This window comes from Pseudomonas sp. Mb7 (assembly GCF_054790525.1).
On sequence record NZ_CP186501.1, the window covers coordinates 3,758,576 to 3,778,564 of the forward strand.

Consider the following 19,989-nt stretch of genomic DNA (forward strand, 5'->3'; position numbering starts at 1 on the left):
CTTGAAGATCATTCTGCTGCCCAGCGAACGCAGCCTCCTTGCTTCACGTCAGCAGCTTAGCGGCCGGCGCGGGATTCGCGAATGTAGAAACGCGCCTTCTCGGCTTTCTTGCTGCAGCCTTCGAACCCTTCGAATTGCTGCTGAGTCTTGGCAGCGGTCAGCAGCGACAACGCTTTGGAGTAGCTGACAGTGCCGGCAAAGCCTTCAGCCTTGGCCAGATCCAGCTCATGCCAGGCCGCGTCGAGCTGGCTGCCGCAGCTGTCGCGGTAAGCGGTTTTACCGGCGCAACCGGCCAATGCCAGAGCCATCAACGGCACACAGATCCAGGCTTTCATCACTCACACCTCAAAATAGGTCAACAGTCGTGCAGGTAAGACGGTAAGGCTGCGAAAAAGTGCCTTGCCGGCGGGTGAAACCGCGCAACTGAGAAGGATAGCGCTGAAGGGCCATGCAGTAGCGAAAAAACGACGTCACCGGCGCACTCAACGACCTCGGCGATTGAGCCTGCCCGGCGATGGGTGCATTGTGGAACCTTGTCGGGAGGACGCTGGATGAAAAAAAAACGTGTCGCGCTGGTACTGGGCTCCGGTGGCGCCCGGGGCTATGCCCATATCGGGGTCATTGAAGAGATCGAGAAACGCGGTTACGAAATCGCCTGCATTGCCGGCTGTTCGATGGGTGCCGTGGTCGGCGGGATCTACGCCGCCGGCAAACTCGACGTTTACAAGAACTGGATCGAAAGTCTCGATTATCTGGATGTGCTGCGCCTGGTCGACGTGAGTTTTCGCCTCGGTGCGATTCGCGGCGAAAAAGTCTTCGGCCAGATCCGCAAGATCGTCGGCGAGGTCAACATCGAAGATTTGCGCATCCCCTACACCGCCGTCGCCGCCGACCTCACCAACCAGCAAGAAATCTGGTTTCAGGAAGGCTGCCTGCATCAGGCGATGCGCGCCTCGGCGGCGATTCCCAGCCTGTTCACCCCGGTGATGCAAGGCAATCGCATGCTGGTCGACGGTGGCATTCTCAACCCGTTGCCGATCGTGCCGGTGGTGTCGAGCCACTGCGATCTGATCATTGCGGTCAATCTCAATTCGACCAATCAGCGTCACTACAAACTGCCGGTGATCCAGCGCCCTGCCGCTTTTCGCTCACGCTTCGATAGCCTGATCAGTTCGCTGGGATCGAAGATGCCATTCCGCCGTACACAGGCCGAGCAATTGTTGCGGCTCGAACAGGAAGCGCTGCGCGCCGAAGCGGCGGACATCAATCCCTGGCTGGACGGCGCCGAGCCGGAGAGCCAGCAACCGGCAGCCGCGCCCGAGCGTGAAGGCGCACCGAAATCGGCGACCGGTTCATTCATCATCGATAACGTCGGACCGGCCTCGTTGCTGGACTTGATCAACCAGAGTTTCGAGGTGATGCAGACCTCGCTGGCGCAGTACAAGATCGCCGGATATCCGCCGGATATCCTGATCAATGTGCCGAAGCGGGTGTGCCGGTTTTTCGAGTTTTACAAGGCGCCGGAGCTGATCGCGTTGGGACGCGAGATTGCCCGGGATACGCTGGATCGGTATGACAGTGAGCAGAGCAGAGAGCCCTGAAGTTTTCCGCAGTCTTTAAGGGCCTCATCGCTGGCAAGCCAGCTCCCACAGTGATCGAGGTGATACACAGATTTCAATCACAGCTGAAAAACCTGTGGGAGCTGGCTTGCCAGCGATGGCGTCTGCCGGGACAACAAATGGCTAAAGAGTGTTGTCACTCAACAGCCGATAGCCAACCCCCGCCTCGGTCACGATAAACCGCGGCCGCGTCGGATCATCCGCCAGCTTCTGGCGCAAATGCCCCACCACAATCCGCAGATAATGGCTGTCCTCGGTGTGGGTCGGCCCCCAGATATCCTTGAGCAATTGCTGCTGGGTAATCACCCGCCCCGGATGCCGTGCCAGTTGCGCCAGCACCGCGTATTCCTTGCGGGTCAGCGCCACTTCGACACCGTCGAGCAACACCCGCCGATAAGCTAGATCCACGGTCAGCGGGCCGAAGCTCAGCGCCGCCTGCTGCGCCTCCCCTGCCGGAGCCTGGCGCAACAAGGCGCGGACTCGGGCGAGAAACTCCTGAATGCCAAACGGCTTGGTCACGTAGTCATTGGCGCCGCCATCCAGCGCCTGGACTTTCTGCCCTTCGCTGGCGCGCACCGACAGCACCAGCACCGGCGCCGTCGCCCACTCGCGAAACTCGCGCAGCACTTGCTGGCCATCCATGTCCGGCAGGCCTAAATCGAGCACCAGCAGGTCCGGTTTGTTCAGCGCCGCTTGCGCCAAACCCTCGGCACCGTTGCCGGCCTCAAGCACTTTATAGCCCTGTGAGGTAAGGCTGATACGCAGGAATTTGCGAATCTGCGGTTCGTCGTCGATGACCAAAATGGTCGTGGTCTGGCTCATGAATTCACATCAACACAAATGATTGGCAAGAGAGTAGCGCAGTCAGCTTCAGCCTTCATCGTCCATCCCCGGTTGCGTCTGCAACGGCAAGTGCAAAGTGATGCAGGTGCCGTGTCCCTCGATGCCGTCGGCGACGCTGATGCGCCCGCCGTGTGCGCCGACCATGCCCTGACAGATCGCTAGGCCGAGGCCCGTGCCCTGGCCGCCACGATCCCCTCGGGCAGCGGTGTAGAACATGTCGAAAATCTTCGCCCGCTCATCCTCCGGAATCCCCGGCCCTTCATCGCTGACCGAGAAGAAAATCTCTTGGTCATCCGCGCCTGCGCTCAGTTGCAAGCGACCGTGAGCGGGTGAGAAACGTGCGGCGTTTTCCAATACATTGACCAGCGCCTGCTCGATCAGCGCGGCATGCACGAACAACAGCGGTAACTCGGCCGGCACATCAGTGCTGACCTGCAACGGCGCGAGCACCGCGCGCAGGCGATTGAGCGAACTGCCGACGATATCGGCCGGCGACACCCAGTCCCGCGCCAGCTTCAGCGCGCCGTGGCCGAGGCGGGTCATGTCGAGCAGATTCTGAATGTAGCGATCGAGGCGCTCGGCTTCATCGCGGGTGCCTTCGAGCAGTTCACGACGATCTTCCAGCGGGATCGCTTCGCCGAGGGCCAACAGGCTGTCGATGCTGCCGCGCATGGCCGTCAGCGGCGTGCGCAAATCGTGGGATACGGAGGCCAACAAGGCACTGCGCAGTTGTTCGGTTTCACCGTGCAGGCGCGCGGCTTCCAGGTCATCAGCCAACTGCGCGCGCGCCAGCGCTTGGGCGAGCGGCTGACTCAATGCGGTGAGCAAGCGCCGACGCTGGCCACTCAAGGTCTGGCCTTCTTTGGCGCAGACACCGAGCAGCGCCAGCGGCCCGTCCTCGACCGACAGCGGCCACCACCACCAGCGTCCGAACGGCAGCGTGCCAGTGCCCATGCCTGCCGGTTGATCGTGTTGCCAGGCCCAGTCAGCGGCGGCGCGTTCGGACTCGGTAAACTCCAACGGCCCGCCGGTCTCGACCTTCCAGCCGCCCTGCCCGTCCCGGTTGAGCAGACATAACTGCAGATCGCTCCAGCCATTGAGGTGTTGCGCGGCAGCGCTGACCACCGCTTGGCGATCCGTCGCGGCAGTGAGTTTGCGCGACAGGTCGAGCAGTTCAGTGGTCTCTTCCTGGGTGTCGCGCAGGGCCTGCAATTGCCGACGCTGACGCGCCGCGAGGTTGCCGGTGAGCGCCGCCATCAACAGGAAAAACAATAGAGTCAGGACGTCTTCTTCGCGCTGAATGCTGAAGGAAAAATTCGGCGGGATAAACAGGAAGTCATAGGTCAGAAACGACAGCGCGGCACAGGCCAGCGCCGGGCCGAGACTGCTGCGCACCGCCACCAACAGCACCGCCGCAAGGAACACCAGCGAGATGTTCGGCAGCGGCAGCACGCTCGACACTGCCCACGCCAGGGCGGTGGCCAATACGGTGGCGACCAGCGCCAAGGCATAGTCGAACCACACCAGGGTCAGCGCGTTGCGCGGGCGCGGTTGATGCTGTTGCTGATCGCTGTCGAGGACGTTGATTTCCAGTCCGTGGGCCTGACGCAGAAGGCGCGCTGCGAGTCCGCCGCCGAACAAACGACGGCGCAGACGTGGCCGGGATTGACCGACTAATACCAAGCTCGCACGGCGTTCGGCAGCGTGCTGGATCAGGGTTTTCGCCACCTCACCGGCGCGCAGCAACACCACTTCACCGCCCAGGCGCTCGGCCAGTTGCTGAGCGCTTTGCAGGCGCAGGCGCGATTGCTCGTCGCGTACGCTGCCGTTATCGACATGCACCAGACTCCACGGTAAATGCCGGCGCTGGGCAACGCGACTTGCATGGCGCACCAGGCGTTCGGCCTGAGCATCACCATCGACGCCGACCAGCAAGCGCCCGCGCACTGCCGGGGCCGCCTGACCGAGTTGGCGATAGCCTTGGGCGAGATCGTTATCGACCTGTGCGGCAGCGGTTTGCATAGCCAGTTCGCGCAATGCGGTGAGGTTGGTCTGGGTGAAAAACGCATCGATCGCCGCACGCGCCTGCTCCGGCACGTAGACCTTGCCTTCACGCAAGCGCTCGAGCAATTCGCGCGGCGGCAGGTCGATCAGCAGCAGTTCGTAAGCTTCTTGCAGCACCCAGTCCGGCAGGGTTTCGCGCACCTGCACACCGGTGATGCCGCGCACCTGATCATTGAGACTTTCCAGGTGCTGGACGTTGACCGTGGTGAACACGTCGATGCCGGCGGCGAGCAGTTCCTGAATGTCTTGCCAGCGTTTCGTGTGGCGACTGCCGGGGGCGTTGCTGTGGGCCAGCTCATCGACCAGCACCAGTTTCGGTTTGGCCGCGAGAATGCCGTCGAGGTCCATTTCTTCGAGCATCACGCCACGGTATTCCGAGCGCACCAACGCTTGCTGCGGCAAGCCGCCGAGCAGCGCTTCGGTTTCGGCGCGGCCATGGGTTTCGACGACGCCAGCGATGACTTTCACGCCTTGGCGCAATTGCGTGTGGGCGGCCTGGAGCATGGCGTAGGTCTTGCCGACACCGGGAGCGGCGCCGAGGAAAACCTTGAGCCGGCCACGGCCGTCACGGGGCAGGTCTGCTAACAGCGCGTCGGCGCGGCCGGAGTCGCTCATGCTTGATGTTCTCTCTTGCTGATAGTTATGCGATGTTCTTTCGGCCCTATTCGCGAGCAGGCTCGCTCCCACATTTGGAACGCATATTCCTGTGGGAGCGAGCCTGCTCGCGAATGGCCGCGCCGCTGATTCAGAGTTTTTCCAGTGCCATATTCAGCTCAAGCACATTCACCACCGGCGGCCCCACCAGCGGCTGTTCGATATGCGCATCGAGCAGTTGCTGAAGAGTCGATACCGGCAAGTTTCGCGCTGCCGCAACTCGCGCCAGTTGATAGGCAATTGCCGCCGGTGGCAAGTGCGGATCGAGGCCACTGCCGGAGGTGGTCAGCAGGGCCAATGGCACTGGGCCTTGGCCGGGAACCTGGAGTTTGTTGGCGTCGTCGATCACGCGGGTTGCCAGTGCCGGATTGCTCGGGGCCAGGTTGCTCGCGCTGCTGGAAACGGTCGCAAACGCACCGGCGGAGGGACGTGGATGAAACCACGCATCGCCGACAAAATCCTGCGCGATCAGGGACGAGCCGCGGACCTTGCCGTCGGCGTCTCGCACCAGGCTGCCATTGGCTTGGGCGGGGAATGCGACTTGCGCAACACCGGTCACCACCAGTGGATAGGCGACACCGGTGACCAGGGTCATCAGCACCAGCAGGCTCAGGGCCGGACGTATCATTGTGGACATTTCAAGATCCTCGAATTCGTTGGGCAAACTTTTGCGGGGTGTCAGGGAGATCTTTTCCCCCTCACCCCAGCCCTCTCCCCCAAGGGGGCGAGGGGGAAAGGGAGCCGATTTCCATGCTTTTCAAGACCTGAGTTCGGCTCGGTATCTCAAGTCGGTGTAGTTCATGCAACCACCTCAATCAGTCCCCTCGCTATAAGTGCGCGAGGGAAAGGGAGCCGATTTCTGTGCTTTTCAAGACCTGAGTTCGGCTCGGTATTTCAGGTTGGTGTAGCTCTCGCAAACACCTCAATCAGTCCCCTCTCCCACGAAGGTGACAAGAGGAAAGGGAGCCGATCCTTGTGCAGTTCAAGACCTGAGTTCGGCTCGGTATTTCAGGTCGGTGTACCTCTGTTGAACCACTCGGTCAGTCCCCTCTCCCTCTGGGAGAGGGTTAGGGTGAGGGGCTTTTTCCGGCCTCACACCAGATGCAGCGCCGTGAGCAACATGTCGATCGCCTTGATCCCCACGAACGGCACCAGAATCCCGCCCAGTCCGTAGATCAGCAGATTGCGTCGCAGCAACGCTGCCGCACTCGCCGCCTGCACGCGCACACCGCGCAGCGCCAGCGGAATCAGCACGACGATGATCAAGGCATTGAAGACGATCGCCGAGAGAATCGCGCTCTGCGGACTGGTCAGTTGCATGATGTTCAGCACGCCCAGTTGCGGATAGATCGAAGCGAACAACGCCGGCAGAATCGCGAAATATTTGGCCACGTCGTTGGCGATGGAAAACGTCGTCAGCGCACCGCGTGTCACCAGCAACTCCTTACCGATCTGCACCACGTCGAGCAGCTTGGTCGGGTCGCTGTCGAGGTCAACCATGTTCGCCGCTTCGCGGGCAGCCTGGGTGCCGTCGTTCATCGCCATACCCACGTCAGCCTGGGCCAGCGCCGGCGCATCGTTGGCACCGTCACCGCACATCGCAACCAGACGACCATCGTTCTGCTCGTGACGAATTCGCGCGAGTTTCTTCTCTGGCGTGGCTTCGGCGAGGACGTCATCAACGCCTGCTTCAGCGGCGATGGCGGCAGCGGTCAGCGGGTTGTCGCCGGTGACCATCACGGTACGAATGCCCAGTTTGCGCAGTTCGGCAAAACGCTCACGAATGCCGGGTTTGACCACGTCCTTGAGATGGATCGCGCCAAGCAGTTTGCCGTCGGCGCAGACCAGCAACGGCGTGCCGCCGCTCTGGGCGATCTTGTCGATTTCCCGCGACAGGGCCGGAGCCAGATCCGAGCGCTGTTGGCCGAGGAAACTCAGCAGCGAATCCACCGCACCTTTGCGGTAGACACGACCTTGATAGTCGACGCCGGACAAACGGGTTTCAGCGCTGAACGGCACAGCGGTCAAGGTTTCCAGCGCCGGCTCAGGCTGCGGGTGCAGACCACGCAGGTATTCGACGATGGATTTACCTTCAGCGGTTTCGTCAGCCAACGAGGCGAACAGCGCGCCTTCGGCCAGCTCGCGACCACTCACACCCGGCGCGGCATACACCGCACTGCAACGACGGTTACCGAAGGTGATGGTCCCGGTCTTGTCGAGCAGCAACACATGCACGTCGCCCGCCGCTTCCACCGCACGACCGGACTTGGCGATCACATTGAGGCGCACCAGACGATCCATCCCGGCGATACCGATGGCCGACAGCAGACCGCCAATGGTGGTCGGAATCAGCGTGACCAGCAGCGCCACCAGAAACACCAGCGGCAGGCTGCCGTTGGCGAAATGGGCGAACGGTTGCAGGGTCACGACCACCAGCAGGAAGATCAGGGTCAGGCCGATCAGCAGAATATCCAGCGCCACTTCGTTCGGGGTTTTCTGGCGTTTGGCGCCTTCGACCAGCGCAATCATGCGATCGAGGGTCGACTCGCCCGGATTGGCGGTGATCTGCACCAGCAGCCAGTCGGAGACCAGTCGCGTGTTGCCGGTGACGGCCGAACGGTCACCGCCGGATTCGCGAATCACCGGCGCCGATTCACCGGTGATCGCCGCTTCGTTGACCGCCGCGATACCTTCAATGACTTCGCCATCACCGGGGATCATCTCCCCGGCTTCGACGCGCACCACATCGCCTTTGCGCAGACTTGCCGCTGGCACCACTTGAAAGCTGCCGTTAGCCTGTTTACGACGTGCGCTGAGGCCTTCGCTGCCGGCCTTGAGGCTGTCGGCACGGGCCTTGCCGCGACCTTCGGCCAAAGCTTCAGCGAAGTTGGCAAACAACACGGTGAACCACAACCACAGGGCAATTTGCGCGGCCACGAAGGTCGGTACATCCGCGTCAGGAATGAAGCACAGCACGGTGGTGAATATCGCCGTCAACTCAACCACCAGCATCACCGGCGAACGCTTCAGTTGCCGTGGGTCGAGCTTGACGAAAGCTTGCACCAGCGCCGGCCGCCACAGGGCCGAGATCGCGGTTTTCGGTGCTTCTGCCGACTTGGTCGGCTCTGCAGGTTTTGCAGGAACGTGCATATTCATGATGGATTCCTTAGAAGCCCATACTTAAATGTTCGGCAATCGGGCCGAGCGCCAGAGTCGGCAAGAAGGTCAGGCCGCCCACCAGCAAAATGGTCACGGTCAACAGGGTCACGAACAGCGGGCCATGAGTCGGGAAACTGTTCTGGCCGATCGGTGCGGTTTTCTTCATCGCTAGACTGCCGGCCAATGCCAGAACCGGAAGGATGTAGCCGAAGCGACCGATCAGCATGCCCAGGCCCAGCATCAGGTTATGGAAAGGCGTGTTCGCGCTCAGGCCACCGAACGCCGAGCCATTGTTGGCGCTCGCCGATGTGTAGGCGTAGAGCAACTGGCTGAAACCGTGCGGGCCAGGGTTGCTGATGGTCGCCGCAGCACTGGGAACCGCGGCGGCAATCGCACCGAGCACCAGCACGCCAACCGGCATCACCAGCAAAGTCACCACCAGCAATTGCACTTCGCGCGCCTGGAGTTTCTTGCCGAGGTATTCCGGCGTACGGCCGATCATCAGACCGGCGAGAAACACCGCGATCAGCACGTTGAGCAACATGCCGTAGAGCCCGGCACCGACACCGCCGAAGATCACTTCGCCGACCATCATGTTGACCAGCGCGACCATGCCGCTGAGCGGGTTGAGGCTGTCATGCATGCCGTTGACCGAACCGTTCGAGGCGGCCGTGGTGGTCACCGACCACAGAACGGTAGCGGTGGTGCCGAAGCGCGCTTCTTTACCTTCCAGCGGCGCGGTCTGTTCGACAGCAGCGTTGTTCAGGGTCGGGTTCGGTTGATATTCAGCCCACAGCGAGGTCGCGCCGCCGATCAGGAACAGCGCGAGCATGCAGGCGATGATCGCGCGGCTCTGACGCAGGTCCTTGACGTAGTGGCCGAAAGTGAACACCAGCGCCACCGGAATCAGAATGATCGAAGCGACTTCGAACAAGTTGCTCCACGCGGTCGGGTTCTCGAACGGATGCGCCGAGTTGACGCCGAAGAAGCCACCACCGTTGGTGCCCAGTTGCTTGATCGCAATCTGACTGGCCGCCGGACCGAGCGGGATCACTTGATCAACGCCCTGCATCGTCACTGCGTTCACATACTGCGCGAAGGTTTGCGGTACGCCCTGCCAGACCAGATACAGCGCCAGCAGCAGGCACAGCGGCAACAGGCCGTAGAGGGTGGCGCGGGTCATGTCGACCCAGAAGTTGCCGAGGGTTTTCGTCGATTTGCGGCCGATGCCACGGCACAGTGCGACCAGAACGGCGAGGCCGGTGGCGGCGCTGACGAAGTTCTGCACGGTGAGGCCGACCATCTGGCTCAGATAGCTGAGCGTCGCTTCACCGCTGTAGGACTGCCAGTTGGTATTGGTCATGAAACTGACCGCGGTGTTGAACGCCTGGGTCCATTCCTGGCCGGGCAGATTTTGCGGGTTCAGCGGTAAGTGATCCTGAAACAGCAGAATCGCGAACAGTAGGAGGAAACCGGCGAGGTTGAAGGCCAGCAGCGCCAGCGTGTACTTCTGCCAGCTCTGCTCGGCGTTAGGATCAACCCCGGCGATGCGATAGCAACCGCGCTCGACCGGGCCAAGAACCGGCGTCAGCCAAGTCCGCTGACCTTCCATCACCTTGTAGTAGAAGCGCCCGAGGAACGGCGCCGGCAGCAAGACCACCGCAAAAAACGCGAGGATCAGCCAATAGTCATAACTGTGCATAGCCGCTCCTAGTTCCGATCCGCGCGCAACAGCGCAACCAACAGATAAATGAACAGCCCCACTGCCAACAGCAGTGACACCCCGTCCAGAACGCTCATGGAAGATCTCCGTGTTACGGCGTATTGCCGCGTGTGGAGGCATTGTCGGAAAGGAGGCTGTAAAGGAACGAGAGCGAGGGGTCTGGCTGGGCATAAAGAAAGCGTAAAGAGTGGGTTTATGCCGGCGTTACAGGTGGGTTTTGCGCCGTATGGGCAGGCCTCTTCGCGAGCAGGCTCGCTCCCACAATTTGAAATGCATTCCCCTGTGGGAGCGAGCTTGCTCGCGAAGACGGCATAACGAGCAACATCGCACTCAACTGGCGCACAAAAAGCAGCTATCCCACCGCGAACATCCCCGATACGACAGCTTTCAACTCATTACGACTTGTTTCACAGCAATGGCACGCCCACTGCACACGCCCTCCCCCGAGCTTTCCAAACCGTTCAGGGAGCAAATGCATGAACACACAACTCAAACCCACACTGGGCACCTTGCACCTGTGGGGCATTGCCGTAGGGCTGGTGATTTCCGGGGAATATTTCGGCTGGAGTTACGGCTGGGGCGTGGCCGGGACACTGGGTTTCCTGGTGACCTCGTTCATGGTCGCGACCATGTACACCTGCTTCATTTTCAGTTTCACCGAACTGACGACCGCGATTCCTCATGCGGGCGGGCCGTTTGCCTATAGTCGTCGAGCGTTTGGTGAAAAAGGCGGATTGATTGCAGGCCTGGCGACGCTGATCGAATTCGTCTTCGCGCCACCGGCCATCGCGCTGGCGATTGGCGCCTACCTGAATGTGCAGTTTCCGGCACTCGATCCGAAGCATGCGGCGGTCGGCGCTTACATCGTGTTCATGGGGCTGAACATTCTCGGGGTGAAACTGGCGGCGACCTTCGAGCTGGTGGTCTGCGTACTGGCGGTGGCCGAGTTGCTGGTGTTCATGGGCGTGGTCGCGCCGGCCTTCAGCTTCAGCAACTTCGCACTGAATGGCTGGGCCGGTTCGGATGTGTTCGGTGCGCCAGCGATTGCCGGGATGTTCGCCGCGATTCCGTTTGCGATCTGGTTTTTCCTGGCGATTGAAGGCGCAGCGATGGCTGCCGAAGAAGCCAAGGATCCGAAACGCACGATTCCAAAGGCCTACATCAGCGGCATCCTGACGCTGGTGTTTTTGGCCATGGGTGTGATGTTCTTTGCTGGCGGCGTGGGTGACTGGCGCACCTTGGCAAACATCAACGACCCGTTACCGCAGGCGATGAAAACCGTGGTCGGCGATAACTCCGGCTGGCTGCATATGCTGGTATGGATTGGCCTGTTCGGGTTGGTGGCGAGTTTCCACGGGATCATCCTCGGCTATTCACGCCAGTTCTTCGCCCTCGCCCGCGCCGGCTATCTACCGGCCTCGCTGGCGAAACTCTCGCGCTTCCAGACGCCGCACCGGGCAATCCTTGTCGGCGGCATCATCGGCATCGCCGCGATTTACAGCGACGGCCTGATCAACCTCGGTGGCATGACCCTTACCGCCGCGATGATCACCATGGCCGTGTTCGGTGCGATCGTGATGTACATCATGAGCATGCTCAGCCTGTTCAAACTGCGTAAATCGGAGCCGAATCTGGAACGCACCTTTCGCGCGCCGTGCTATCCGCTGATTCCGCTGATTGCATTGGTGCTGGCGGTGGTGTGTCTGGTGGCGATGGCGTGGTTTAACACGTTGATCGGCTTGATCTTCCTTGGCTTCATGGCGGTCGGTTTCTGCTACTTCCTGCTGACCGGACAACTGCGTGCCGACGCACCAGCCGATGCGATGCTCACCGGCCTGTAACGACCCGTCTCCTGTAGGAGCTGACGAGTGAAACGAGGCTGCGATCTTTGCTTTTCAAGATCAAAAGATCGCAGCCTTCGGCAGCTCCTACAGGGATTTCGGGTGTACCGGGTGCAAGCGGCCTAGAATGGAACCACTGCGAGTTCACTTCGCTCAAACGTGGTATGCAGCGTTGCACGGCGAAATCCTCGTCCGTCGACCTGCCCTTAAGGAGAGCCGTTATGCCTTGGTATGCCTGGTTGATTCTGGTCGTTGCAATCGGCTCGATCGTGGGTGGATTAATGATGTTGCGCGACACCGCCAATAAGGTCGATCTGACCGATGAAGAACGCCGACGCGTTGCCCAACGCAATGCCGAAGCGGACGCCAAAGACGCCCAAGACCGCTGAACACAACCCCGCCTGATCGGCGGGGTTTGCGCTTTTTATAGCCATTGGAGCTATCTGCACGCTTTTAAGAAGTAGAAGTACAGTCACCATCTAATTTTCCTTGGTTAAGATGGGGACATTGTTGCGGAGAGTTCCAGATGCGTTATTCGCAGGACCATAAAGCCCAGACCCATAAGCGCATCATCAAGGAGGCTTCGGCACGCTTTCGCAAGGACGGAATCGGCGCTACCGGCCTGCAACCCCTGATGAAAGCGCTGGGTCTGACCCATGGCGGTTTCTACTCACATTTCAAGTCCAAGGACGAGTTGGTCGAGAAGGCCTTGCAAGAGGCCGGCAACCAGGTCGACGGGTTATGTGCCGAGATTTTTGCCCAGGACAACGCGCTAGATGTGTTCATCGAGACGTATCTGTCCGAATGGCACCAGACATCACCAGACGAAGGCTGCCCGCTGCTGACCATTTCTTCCGAGTTGGGGCTGCGCGGGCAACCAAGCCCCACCAGCGACGTGGTACTCAACGCACGGCTGGAGCAGATCGAAAACAGCCTCGAAGGCGAGAACAGCGCTGACCGCGCCATCGTCATCATGTCGACCCTGGTCGGTGCACTGCTGCTGTCGCGCAGTGTCGCGGATGCCGGGTTTGCGCAACGCATCCTCGATATCACCCGCGATCACCTCAAGAACCGGGACTAAGCCTGCCAGCGCTTGAACAATACGCTGGCATTGACCCCGCCAAACCCGAAACCATTGGACAGTGCATATTCGATCGGAATTGACCGCGCCTCGCCATGGACGATATCCACACCGGCACTCGCCGGATCCGGGTTGTCGAAGTTGAGCGTCGGCGGCACCACCTGATCACGGATCGCCAATAGAGTGAAAATCGCTTCAAGCCCACCGGCAGCGCCGAGCAGATGACCTGTGGCCGATTTTGTCGACGTCACCGCGATTTTATTCTCTTCGCCGAAAACACTTTTGATCGCCGCCAATTCACCCAGATCCCCGACCGGGGTCGACGTGGCGTGGGCATTGAGATGCTGCACCTGATCCGGCTCGATACCCGCCTGCGCCAATGCCAGCGTCATCGCCCGACGTGCCCCACTGCCATCTTCAGGCCCGGCCGTCAGGTGATAGGCGTCGGCGCTGGTGCCATAGCCGACCAGTTCCGCCAGCGGCGTCGCGCCACGCGCCAGCGCATGCTCCAGGGATTCGATCACCAACAACCCCGCGCCCTCGCCCATGACGAAACCGTCGCGCCCGCTGTCGAACGGCCGCGAGGCGCGCTGCGGGGTGTCGTTGTAACCGCTCGACAGTGCCCGTGCTGCCGCGAAACCGGCCAGACTGACGCGGTCGATGCAGGCTTCCGCACCGCCACACACGGCAATATCCGCTTCGCCGGCGCGGATCAAGCGCGCCGCATCGCCGATCGCTTGGACACCCGCAGCGCACGCCGTCACCGGCGCACCCAAAGGCCCCTTGAGGCCGTGTTGAATGGACACGTGACCTGCCGCGAGATTGACCAGAAACGACGGGATGGTAAACGGTGACAAACGCCGAGGACCGCGACTGTCGGTCGTGCGTACGGCGTCAGCAATCGCGCCGAAACCACCGACACCGGAACCGATGATCGTTGCGCTACGCTCCTGACTTTTGCTTTCTGAAGGATGCCAGTCGGCCTGCTCCAGCGCCTGTCGGGCAGCCTCCATGGCGAACAGAATGAAGCGATCCATCTTCTTCTGCTCCTTGGGCGGCGTGGCGCGATCCGGATCGAAACCTGCTTCAGCGTCCTCTTCCAGCGTCGGCACCGCGCCGCCGACTCGCGTGGGCAAATCAGCGACCGTTGCCTCAGGCAAGTTACGCAAACCAGAACGCCCAGCCAGCAAACGCTGCCATACGACTTCGAGATCGCTGCCCAAGGGTGAAACCAGGCCCATGCCCGTGACGACTATTCGACGCGAATCCATACTGTGGTGACCTCTGATCAATTCAATTGCCGGACTTATAGCGTTGCGCAGCAGCACTGCGGGAAAGGTTCGGCGCCATGACATGGCGAGCCGCAACAAAGGCGTGCCATTCGCCTGCGTCAGGCAGCGAAGGAATGGTGATCAACTCGCCCTGATCCAGACCGGCCAGCGCCGCATCAACCATCTCGCCCGCCTCCATGACCATTTCTGCCGGAATGCCACGGGCATCGATACCGGACCGCTCCCAGATTTCGGTGCGGGTCACACCCGGCAGCACGGCCTGGATCTGCACGCCGGTGCCTTCGAGTTCAGTGTTCAGCGACTGCGTCAGGCTCAGTACATAAGCTTTGCTGGCGCTGTAAGTAGCGTTGAAACGTTCCGGAAACAATGCCACCACCGAGGCGATATTGATGATCGTGCCACGCCCGGCCTTGGCGAAACTGGCAGCAGCCGCCGATGCCAGGCGCGTGACGGCGGTGATATTCAACTGGATCAACCGCTCCAACTGATCCATGTCGGCGTTAGCCAGTAAACCGTCCGACGCCACACCGGCGTTATTGACCAGCAAACTGATGCTGGAATCGCTGCGCAGGCGTTGTTCGAGTTTGAGTACATCATCCTTTTGCGTCAGGTCTGCTTTCAGCACTTCGACCTGAACGCCGTGGGCATCCCGCAACTGGCTCGCAGCACTTTCCAGACGATCCTTGTCACGGGCAACCAGCAGCAAATCAAAACCACGCGCCGCCAGGCGCTGAGCGTAAATCGCACCGATTCCGGACGATGCGCCAGTGACGAGAGCAGTACCTAGAGATTGTGCGGAATTCATGAGAATGCTCCTGGAATGCTTGATGAAGGGAGTTGCCGATGAGATGTGTTGGCTCGACGCAGCGGCAAATTATTATAGGCATAATCCAAACGCAATATGATAGCCGTAATTTTAAATCGTCGGACTGCTGCCCTCTCTTCCACTACCCGCAGCCATGCGCTGCGCAAGTAAAAAAGGCCGGTCAATGACCGGCCCCCTTGACATTAAACACTCAGCTTAGTTGACTTCCAGCTTGTCGCGATTGCGATCCAGAATCGCCTTACCGATACCCTTCACTTCCAGCAACTCATCCACCGACGCAAACGGCCCGTTTGTTTCACGATAAGCAACAATCGCTTTGGCCTTGGCCTCTCCGACTCCCGCCAGTTCCTTTTGCAGCGTTGCCGCATCGGCATCGTTGAGGTCGACTTTTGCGCTTTGGGAAGGTGCAGTTGTCTCCATCACCAACGGCGCCTTGGGTGACTCCGCCGGCGCAACAGGCGCGGCAATAGCGGCGATCGAGGCGCTGGTGAGGAAAGCAAAGATCAGAGAATAGAAGTAACCGGTACGCATTAGTGACGCTCCATCATCGTTTGAGAAAGCAGCTTTTCCGAAGCTGCTCTCCAAACTTAGGTCATGGTGGAGGGATGTCAAAAATGCGTGCGTTACAGAATGTGAAACAATCAGGGTTCGAGACGACGCTGCTGGTAGATCCAGTCGACGATCTCGCCATCGGGGGTATAGCCGCTGACGGTTTCGCGCAATAACTGGCGAACGCGCGAGTAATCATCCTCATCAACCGCCGCCAACAAACTGGCCAACCTAACCTTTAACACTTCCCAAGGTAGATGATCCTCATTGGCCGTCATGATCATCGGATGCGGTGTTGCAGCGACGTTGTCGCCGATCAACAGCTCTTCATAGAGCTTTTCACCTGGACGCAACCCCGTGAACTCGATGGAGATGTCGCCCTGCGGATTGCGGTCGGAACGAATACTCAAACCGGACAAGTGGATCATCTTCTCTGCCAGTTCGACGATTTTCACCGGCTCGCCCATGTCCAGCACAAACACATCGCCACCCTGCCCCATCGAACCGGCCTGAATAACCAGTTGCGCGGCTTCGGGGATGGTCATGAAATAACGGGTAATCTTCGGATGAGTGACGGTCAGCGGCCCGCCGGATTTGATCTGGCTGTGGAACAGCGGAATCACCGACCCGGAGGAGCCCAGCACATTGCCGAAGCGAACCATCGTGAAACGGGTTTTGTTAACCCGGGAAACTTTTGCATTGTCTCCGAACAATACCGGCGCGACTTCACGACTGAGCGCCTGAAGCGTCAACTCCGCCAAGCGCTTGGTACTGCCCATGACATTAGTAGGCCGCACCGCCTTATCGGTCGAGATCAGCACAAAATTTGCTACTCCGGATTGCAAGGCAGCCTGAGCAGTATTGAGCGTCCCGATTGCATTGTTCAACACACCTTCGGCGATGTTGTGTTCGACCATGGGCACATGCTTGTAGGCGGCCGCATGATAAACCGTGTCGACCTTCCAGGTTTTCATCACATCGAGCAATTTATCCTGGTGGCGTATGGACCCGAGTATGGGAAGCAATCGAACCGGAGCCGACTCTCGAGAGCTGCGTTGCTCCAGCTCTGAAAGAATGTTGTAGAGATTGAATTCACTGTGTTCGAACAACAGAAGCGCGGTTGGCTCCAACGCAAAAATCTGCCGACACAACTCCGAACCGATCGAACCGCCGGCACCTGTGACCATGACAGTCTTGCCTTTGATACAACGCTCCAGAAGATCAGGCTGAGCTGGAACGGCATCGCGCCCCAGCAGGTCCGCAATATCGACTTCCTGAATATCTTCGACTTTGACCCGGCCACTCGCCAGATCGGAAAAATTCGGCACACTACGAACATGCAGTGGAAAGCCTTCCAGCAAGTTAAGAATTTCCCGGCGCCGAGCACGAGTCGACGATGGCAACGCGAGAAGGATTTCCTGCGCTCCTGTGACGTCGATCATCTGCTGAATATGCTTGGGTTTGTAAACCTGCAGGCCTGAGATCGAGCGATCGGAAATACCCGGGTCATCATCGATAAAGGCAACAGGGCGCATAACGCGCCCCATACGCAGTGCGGCAACGAGTTGATTGCCTGCTACACCTGCGCCGTATATCGCAACTTTGGTCAGACCATCGTCACGGTTGGCAAAAGGAACATGCTGCGCGGCTGTAAACCAGTCCCCCATGAAGTATTGCCGCATACATAACCGCAACCCCCCAATGATGACCAGGCTCAACCACCAGTAATTGAAAATGATCGAGCGAGGCACAACCGCTTCGTGATTGCTGTACCAATAAACGACAACCGCCAGAATCAGCGAAGACAAACTGACAGCCTTGATAATCGCAATCAACGCGTCATTGCCAAAATAGCGCATGACGGCACGATACATGCCGAAGCGAATGAACAATGGAATGGCCACAACAGGGGCGCAGACGAATAGCCAGAAGTGGACTTTGAAGGGGTTGTACATATCATCGATACCCAAGCGCACGATGAATGCCAACCACAGGGCCACCCAAACCAGAAAGATGTCTGTGCCAACCTGTATCAGTCGTTTGCGCCGCCGTGGAAGTCCAACGAGACGCTCTCTGACTTTATCCATTAACTCTTCAAGCACCTCAGTTTCCCTCTTTCAAATGCTGATCACCGTAATGAATCACCACAAGCCGCCATCATGACTCTAAACCTGGATACCAGAACTGTGTTCTTTTCCATACTAAGCGGTCTTTTCGAGCTCTCCCGCATGAAACCTGATCGCGAGAAAAACCAGAGGGATATAGGCTAAAAGTACACCCCATACGCCGCCCAGCCCAAACCGTGTAACACCTACCGCAATCGGCAACAGCCAGCATAGATTGATCAAGCCTGTTGCCAAGGTTACGGGCAAATGCCGGCCAAATTGCCTGGAAGCAAACTGATAGGCGTGGCTTCTGTGAGCCTCATACAGTTTGTCTCCTCTGAGCAGGCGCCGGAACAACGTGAAGGTGGCATCCACGATAAACACACCGAGCAGGATGAGCCAGCCCCAAAATAGTGAAGGATCATGCCACGCAGCCTGCAGAGAAAGACCGCCCAGAACAACGCCAAGAAATCCGCTACCCGCATCACCCATGAAAATTTTTGCCGGCGGAAAATTCCAGCAGAGAAAGCCCATCACCGCCGCAGCCAACATCAACGGAGCCCAGATCAACGCTGCTGCACCGACAAGCCAATACAACACACACGCCCCAAGACAAACACAAACCGCCTCGACACCTGCGATGCCATCGATGCCATCCATGAAGTTGTAAAGATTGAGCAGCCATACGAGATAAAACAGTGCCAAGAAATGACCAAAGATACCCAGATCGACCTGCGCTCCGAGTACCTCCACCACGGGCATGCCGCCCATCCAGAACAACAGCCATCCCGCAGCCAGAAAATGCCCCAGCAGACGCCAGCGCGCCGCGATATGGCCGTGGTCATCCATGAAGCCAATCACTGCAACCAGACTTCCAGCGCCGGCAACAGCGAGAAAAGCGCTACCCGAAGTAATTCCGACGCCCCATAACATTACTTGCGCAAAAACAAATGCGATCACTATCGCTACGCCACCGCCACGAGGAGTAGGCACAGAGTGCGAACTGCGCGCATTCGGAATATCCATCAAACTGCGCGCCAACGCGTAACGGCGTAACGCCCAAGTGAGGGAGAAGGATAGGCAGAGAACGACGGAAAGGAACCATCCATAAGTCATGATTTGCGGGTTTCCAGAAAATGCTGTGCGGTCAGGCCTAGGCCCTTATCGACACTGATGGGCGGGGTCCAACCCAGTAACTGTCGATTTTTACTGATATCGACCTGCAGAGAGCCGAAAAGCCGCTGAGATATAGACCGCCGTCCTACCAATGCCAACAGCCGCTCCATCATCCATACCGGAACAGGCAAGAGATAACTGGTCTTCCCCAACGCTTGGCCCAGCTTGCGCAACAGGTCACTTGTAGAAACATCTTCGCCATCGCTCGCCATAAAAGTTTGATTGGCAGCACCCGGATGGTCGGCACAGGTCACGATGAGATCCACAAGATTGCCTACTGACACCAGACTGCGGCTATTACGCACTGAGCCAAATGGCAACGGAACACCACGATCCAGCCATTGCATCATAGTGAGAAAATTAGCTTTCACCCCCGGACCGTAGACCAGAACCGGGCGAATAATCACCACTTCCATATCCGTAACCTGCGCCAGTCGCTTCAAGCCCTGCTCGGCTTCAAATTTGGAAATGCCATAAGCGTCAAGCGGGGCAGGCACATCATCAGCGTAAAAAGGAGCGCCTGGAGAAGTGCGCTCGCCGTTAACTTTCACCGAACTGACGAAGATAAACCGTTTAACTCCCGATGCCGCAGCCTGACGAGCGAGGTTCAAAGTCGCGTCGACATTGATTTCCCGGAAGGCAGCCAAGGGATCGACCGCGACTTCGTCCATGACGTGAACGCGCGCTGCCGCATGGACGACAACATCAACTTCTGTGAGGACGCGACTCCAATCGTTAGCCCCACTGAGACCTTCGAAGGGTATAACGTCCACACCTGGAGCATGCTCATGAGTTCTCGTACGCATCGGCGCGACGACAGAACAATCCGACTCCAGTATTAGCCGATCTATGAGTGCTCTCCCCAGAAAACCATTACCGCCGGTAATCAGGAATGTCTTGGATCTCATGAAAGCACCTTGAGCTAAGAAATCAATGCTTGCCTGTCGACAACAGCCTCGTTGAAGCGGCAAATGGACGCGTGACTGTAGCAACCATGGAGATCGCGTCGTCGAGGGATATGCGAGCGGCAGTCTATTGAATTACGCGATTCTTGGCC

General features: G+C 59.1%; 17 protein-coding genes. 4 read left to right on the forward strand and 13 right to left on the reverse strand.

Annotation, left to right across the window (positions count from 1 at the left end; all coding sequences use genetic code 11):
- Window positions 1–56 precede the first annotated feature (56 nt).
- The gene (locus ACOYXH_RS16870; protein ID WP_007908543.1) at window positions 57–335 is read right to left on the reverse strand and encodes a hypothetical protein; all 279 of its coding nucleotides are present in this window, start codon (window positions 333–335) and stop codon (window positions 57–59) included.
- A 216-nt stretch (window positions 336–551) separates the two neighbouring features.
- Between ACOYXH_RS16870 and ACOYXH_RS16875 the strand changes: the two genes are divergently transcribed.
- A complete protein-coding gene (locus tag ACOYXH_RS16875; RefSeq protein WP_258708621.1) occupies window positions 552–1,601 on the forward strand; it encodes a patatin-like phospholipase family protein in 1,050 nt (349 codons plus the stop codon).
- 141 nt (window positions 1,602–1,742) lie between these two features.
- Here ACOYXH_RS16875 and ACOYXH_RS16880 read toward each other — a convergent pair whose 3' ends face one another.
- The 6 genes from ACOYXH_RS16880 to kdpF all read right to left on the reverse strand — a co-directional run bounded on the left by ACOYXH_RS16880 (window position 1,743) and on the right by kdpF (window position 10,139).
- Window positions 1,743–2,441 carry a response regulator gene (locus ACOYXH_RS16880; RefSeq protein WP_095048530.1) on the reverse strand — a complete coding sequence of 233 codons (699 nt, stop codon included), beginning with the start codon at window positions 2,439–2,441 and terminating at the stop codon, window positions 1,743–1,745.
- A gap of 48 nt (window positions 2,442–2,489) precedes the next feature.
- Window positions 2,490–5,141, reverse strand: coding sequence for a sensor histidine kinase (locus ACOYXH_RS16885; protein WP_095048531.1), 2,652 nt, complete (start codon window positions 5,139–5,141; stop codon window positions 2,490–2,492).
- Window positions 5,142–5,271: 130 nt separating this feature from the next.
- Entirely contained in the window at window positions 5,272–5,817 is a 546-nt protein-coding gene (gene kdpC / locus ACOYXH_RS16890) for a potassium-transporting ATPase subunit KdpC (RefSeq protein WP_095048532.1), read from the reverse strand.
- 455 nt (window positions 5,818–6,272) lie between these two features.
- A complete protein-coding gene (gene kdpB / locus ACOYXH_RS16895; protein ID WP_258708622.1) occupies window positions 6,273–8,336 on the reverse strand; it encodes a potassium-transporting ATPase subunit KdpB in 2,064 nt (687 codons plus the stop codon).
- 10 nt (window positions 8,337–8,346) lie between these two features.
- Window positions 8,347–10,041, reverse strand: a complete 1,695-nt coding sequence (kdpA, locus tag ACOYXH_RS16900) for a potassium-transporting ATPase subunit KdpA (RefSeq protein WP_095125148.1) — start codon at window positions 10,039–10,041, stop codon at window positions 8,347–8,349.
- An 8-nt stretch (window positions 10,042–10,049) separates the two neighbouring features.
- Window positions 10,050–10,139 carry a K(+)-transporting ATPase subunit F gene (kdpF, locus tag ACOYXH_RS16905; protein WP_007899818.1) on the reverse strand — a complete coding sequence of 30 codons (90 nt, stop codon included), beginning with the start codon at window positions 10,137–10,139 and terminating at the stop codon, window positions 10,050–10,052.
- A 399-nt stretch (window positions 10,140–10,538) separates the two neighbouring features.
- On the opposite strand from kdpF, the gene eat reads away from it, so the two are divergent.
- The 3 genes from eat to ACOYXH_RS16920 all read left to right on the forward strand — a co-directional run bounded on the left by eat (window position 10,539) and on the right by ACOYXH_RS16920 (window position 12,984).
- Window positions 10,539–11,903, forward strand: coding sequence for an ethanolamine permease (gene eat / locus ACOYXH_RS16910; protein WP_095125149.1), 1,365 nt, complete (start codon window positions 10,539–10,541; stop codon window positions 11,901–11,903).
- Between the two features lie 221 nt (window positions 11,904–12,124).
- Window positions 12,125–12,292 carry a DUF2897 family protein gene (locus tag ACOYXH_RS16915; protein ID WP_007908505.1) on the forward strand — a complete coding sequence of 56 codons (168 nt, stop codon included), beginning with the start codon at window positions 12,125–12,127 and terminating at the stop codon, window positions 12,290–12,292.
- 137 nt (window positions 12,293–12,429) lie between these two features.
- Window positions 12,430–12,984 (forward strand): TetR/AcrR family transcriptional regulator, encoded by a 555-nt coding sequence (locus ACOYXH_RS16920; protein WP_258708623.1) that lies wholly within the window; start codon window positions 12,430–12,432, stop codon window positions 12,982–12,984.
- On the opposite strand, the gene fabF is transcribed toward ACOYXH_RS16920, so the two are convergent.
- The 6 genes from fabF to ACOYXH_RS16950 all read right to left on the reverse strand — a co-directional run bounded on the left by fabF (window position 12,981) and on the right by ACOYXH_RS16950 (window position 19,840).
- Window positions 12,981–14,255, reverse strand: coding sequence for a beta-ketoacyl-ACP synthase II (fabF, locus tag ACOYXH_RS16925; protein WP_095048537.1), 1,275 nt, complete (start codon window positions 14,253–14,255; stop codon window positions 12,981–12,983). The two genes, ACOYXH_RS16920 and fabF, sit on opposite strands and share 4 nt — an antisense overlap.
- 22 nt (window positions 14,256–14,277) lie before the next feature.
- Window positions 14,278–15,081, reverse strand: coding sequence for an SDR family NAD(P)-dependent oxidoreductase (locus tag ACOYXH_RS16930; protein WP_220556668.1), 804 nt, complete (start codon window positions 15,079–15,081; stop codon window positions 14,278–14,280).
- Window positions 15,082–15,297: 216 nt separating this feature from the next.
- Window positions 15,298–15,633, reverse strand: coding sequence for a ComEA family DNA-binding protein (locus tag ACOYXH_RS16935; RefSeq protein WP_093435238.1), 336 nt, complete (start codon window positions 15,631–15,633; stop codon window positions 15,298–15,300).
- 110 nt (window positions 15,634–15,743) lie between these two features.
- Window positions 15,744–17,738, reverse strand: coding sequence for a polysaccharide biosynthesis protein (locus tag ACOYXH_RS16940; protein WP_460067268.1), 1,995 nt, complete (start codon window positions 17,736–17,738; stop codon window positions 15,744–15,746).
- A 114-nt stretch (window positions 17,739–17,852) separates the two neighbouring features.
- Window positions 17,853–18,872: an MraY family glycosyltransferase gene (locus ACOYXH_RS16945; protein ID WP_460409825.1), complete on the reverse strand. Its 1,020-nt coding sequence runs from the start codon at window positions 18,870–18,872 to the stop codon at window positions 17,853–17,855.
- A complete protein-coding gene (locus ACOYXH_RS16950) occupies window positions 18,869–19,840 on the reverse strand; it encodes a UDP-glucose 4-epimerase family protein (RefSeq protein ID WP_460409826.1) in 972 nt (323 codons plus the stop codon). Before ACOYXH_RS16950 ends, ACOYXH_RS16945 begins: the two co-directional genes overlap by 4 nt.
- Window positions 19,841–19,989: the final 149 nt, after the last annotated feature.

What these genes read in the sequence shown, in the direction of transcription:
- ACOYXH_RS16870 (WP_007908543.1), bottom strand. Translation starts at nt 335, where the DNA reads ATGAAAGCCTGGATCTGTGTGCCGTTGATGGCTCTGGCATTGGCCGGT.
- ACOYXH_RS16875 (WP_258708621.1), top strand. Translation starts at nt 552, where the DNA reads ATGAAAAAAAAACGTGTCGCGCTGGTACTGGGCTCCGGTGGCGCCCGG.
- ACOYXH_RS16880 (WP_095048530.1), bottom strand. Translation starts at nt 2,441, where the DNA reads ATGAGCCAGACCACGACCATTTTGGTCATCGACGACGAACCGCAGATT.
- ACOYXH_RS16885 (WP_095048531.1), bottom strand. Translation starts at nt 5,141, where the DNA reads ATGAGCGACTCCGGCCGCGCCGACGCGCTGTTAGCAGACCTGCCCCGT.
- kdpC (WP_095048532.1), bottom strand. Translation starts at nt 5,817, where the DNA reads ATGTCCACAATGATACGTCCGGCCCTGAGCCTGCTGGTGCTGATGACC.
- kdpB (WP_258708622.1), bottom strand. Translation starts at nt 8,336, where the DNA reads ATGAATATGCACGTTCCTGCAAAACCTGCAGAGCCGACCAAGTCGGCA.
- kdpA (WP_095125148.1), bottom strand. Translation starts at nt 10,041, where the DNA reads ATGCACAGTTATGACTATTGGCTGATCCTCGCGTTTTTTGCGGTGGTC.
- kdpF (WP_007899818.1), bottom strand. Translation starts at nt 10,139, where the DNA reads ATGAGCGTTCTGGACGGGGTGTCACTGCTGTTGGCAGTGGGGCTGTTC.
- eat (WP_095125149.1), top strand. Translation starts at nt 10,539, where the DNA reads ATGAACACACAACTCAAACCCACACTGGGCACCTTGCACCTGTGGGGC.
- ACOYXH_RS16915 (WP_007908505.1), top strand. Translation starts at nt 12,125, where the DNA reads ATGCCTTGGTATGCCTGGTTGATTCTGGTCGTTGCAATCGGCTCGATC.
- ACOYXH_RS16920 (WP_258708623.1), top strand. Translation starts at nt 12,430, where the DNA reads ATGCGTTATTCGCAGGACCATAAAGCCCAGACCCATAAGCGCATCATC.
- fabF (WP_095048537.1), bottom strand. Translation starts at nt 14,255, where the DNA reads ATGGATTCGCGTCGAATAGTCGTCACGGGCATGGGCCTGGTTTCACCC.
- ACOYXH_RS16930 (WP_220556668.1), bottom strand. Translation starts at nt 15,081, where the DNA reads ATGAATTCCGCACAATCTCTAGGTACTGCTCTCGTCACTGGCGCATCG.
- ACOYXH_RS16935 (WP_093435238.1), bottom strand. Translation starts at nt 15,633, where the DNA reads ATGCGTACCGGTTACTTCTATTCTCTGATCTTTGCTTTCCTCACCAGC.
- ACOYXH_RS16940 (WP_460067268.1), bottom strand. Translation starts at nt 17,738, where the DNA reads ATGGATAAAGTCAGAGAGCGTCTCGTTGGACTTCCACGGCGGCGCAAA.
- ACOYXH_RS16945 (WP_460409825.1), bottom strand. Translation starts at nt 18,872, where the DNA reads ATGACTTATGGATGGTTCCTTTCCGTCGTTCTCTGCCTATCCTTCTCC.
- ACOYXH_RS16950 (WP_460409826.1), bottom strand. Translation starts at nt 19,840, where the DNA reads ATGAGATCCAAGACATTCCTGATTACCGGCGGTAATGGTTTTCTGGGG.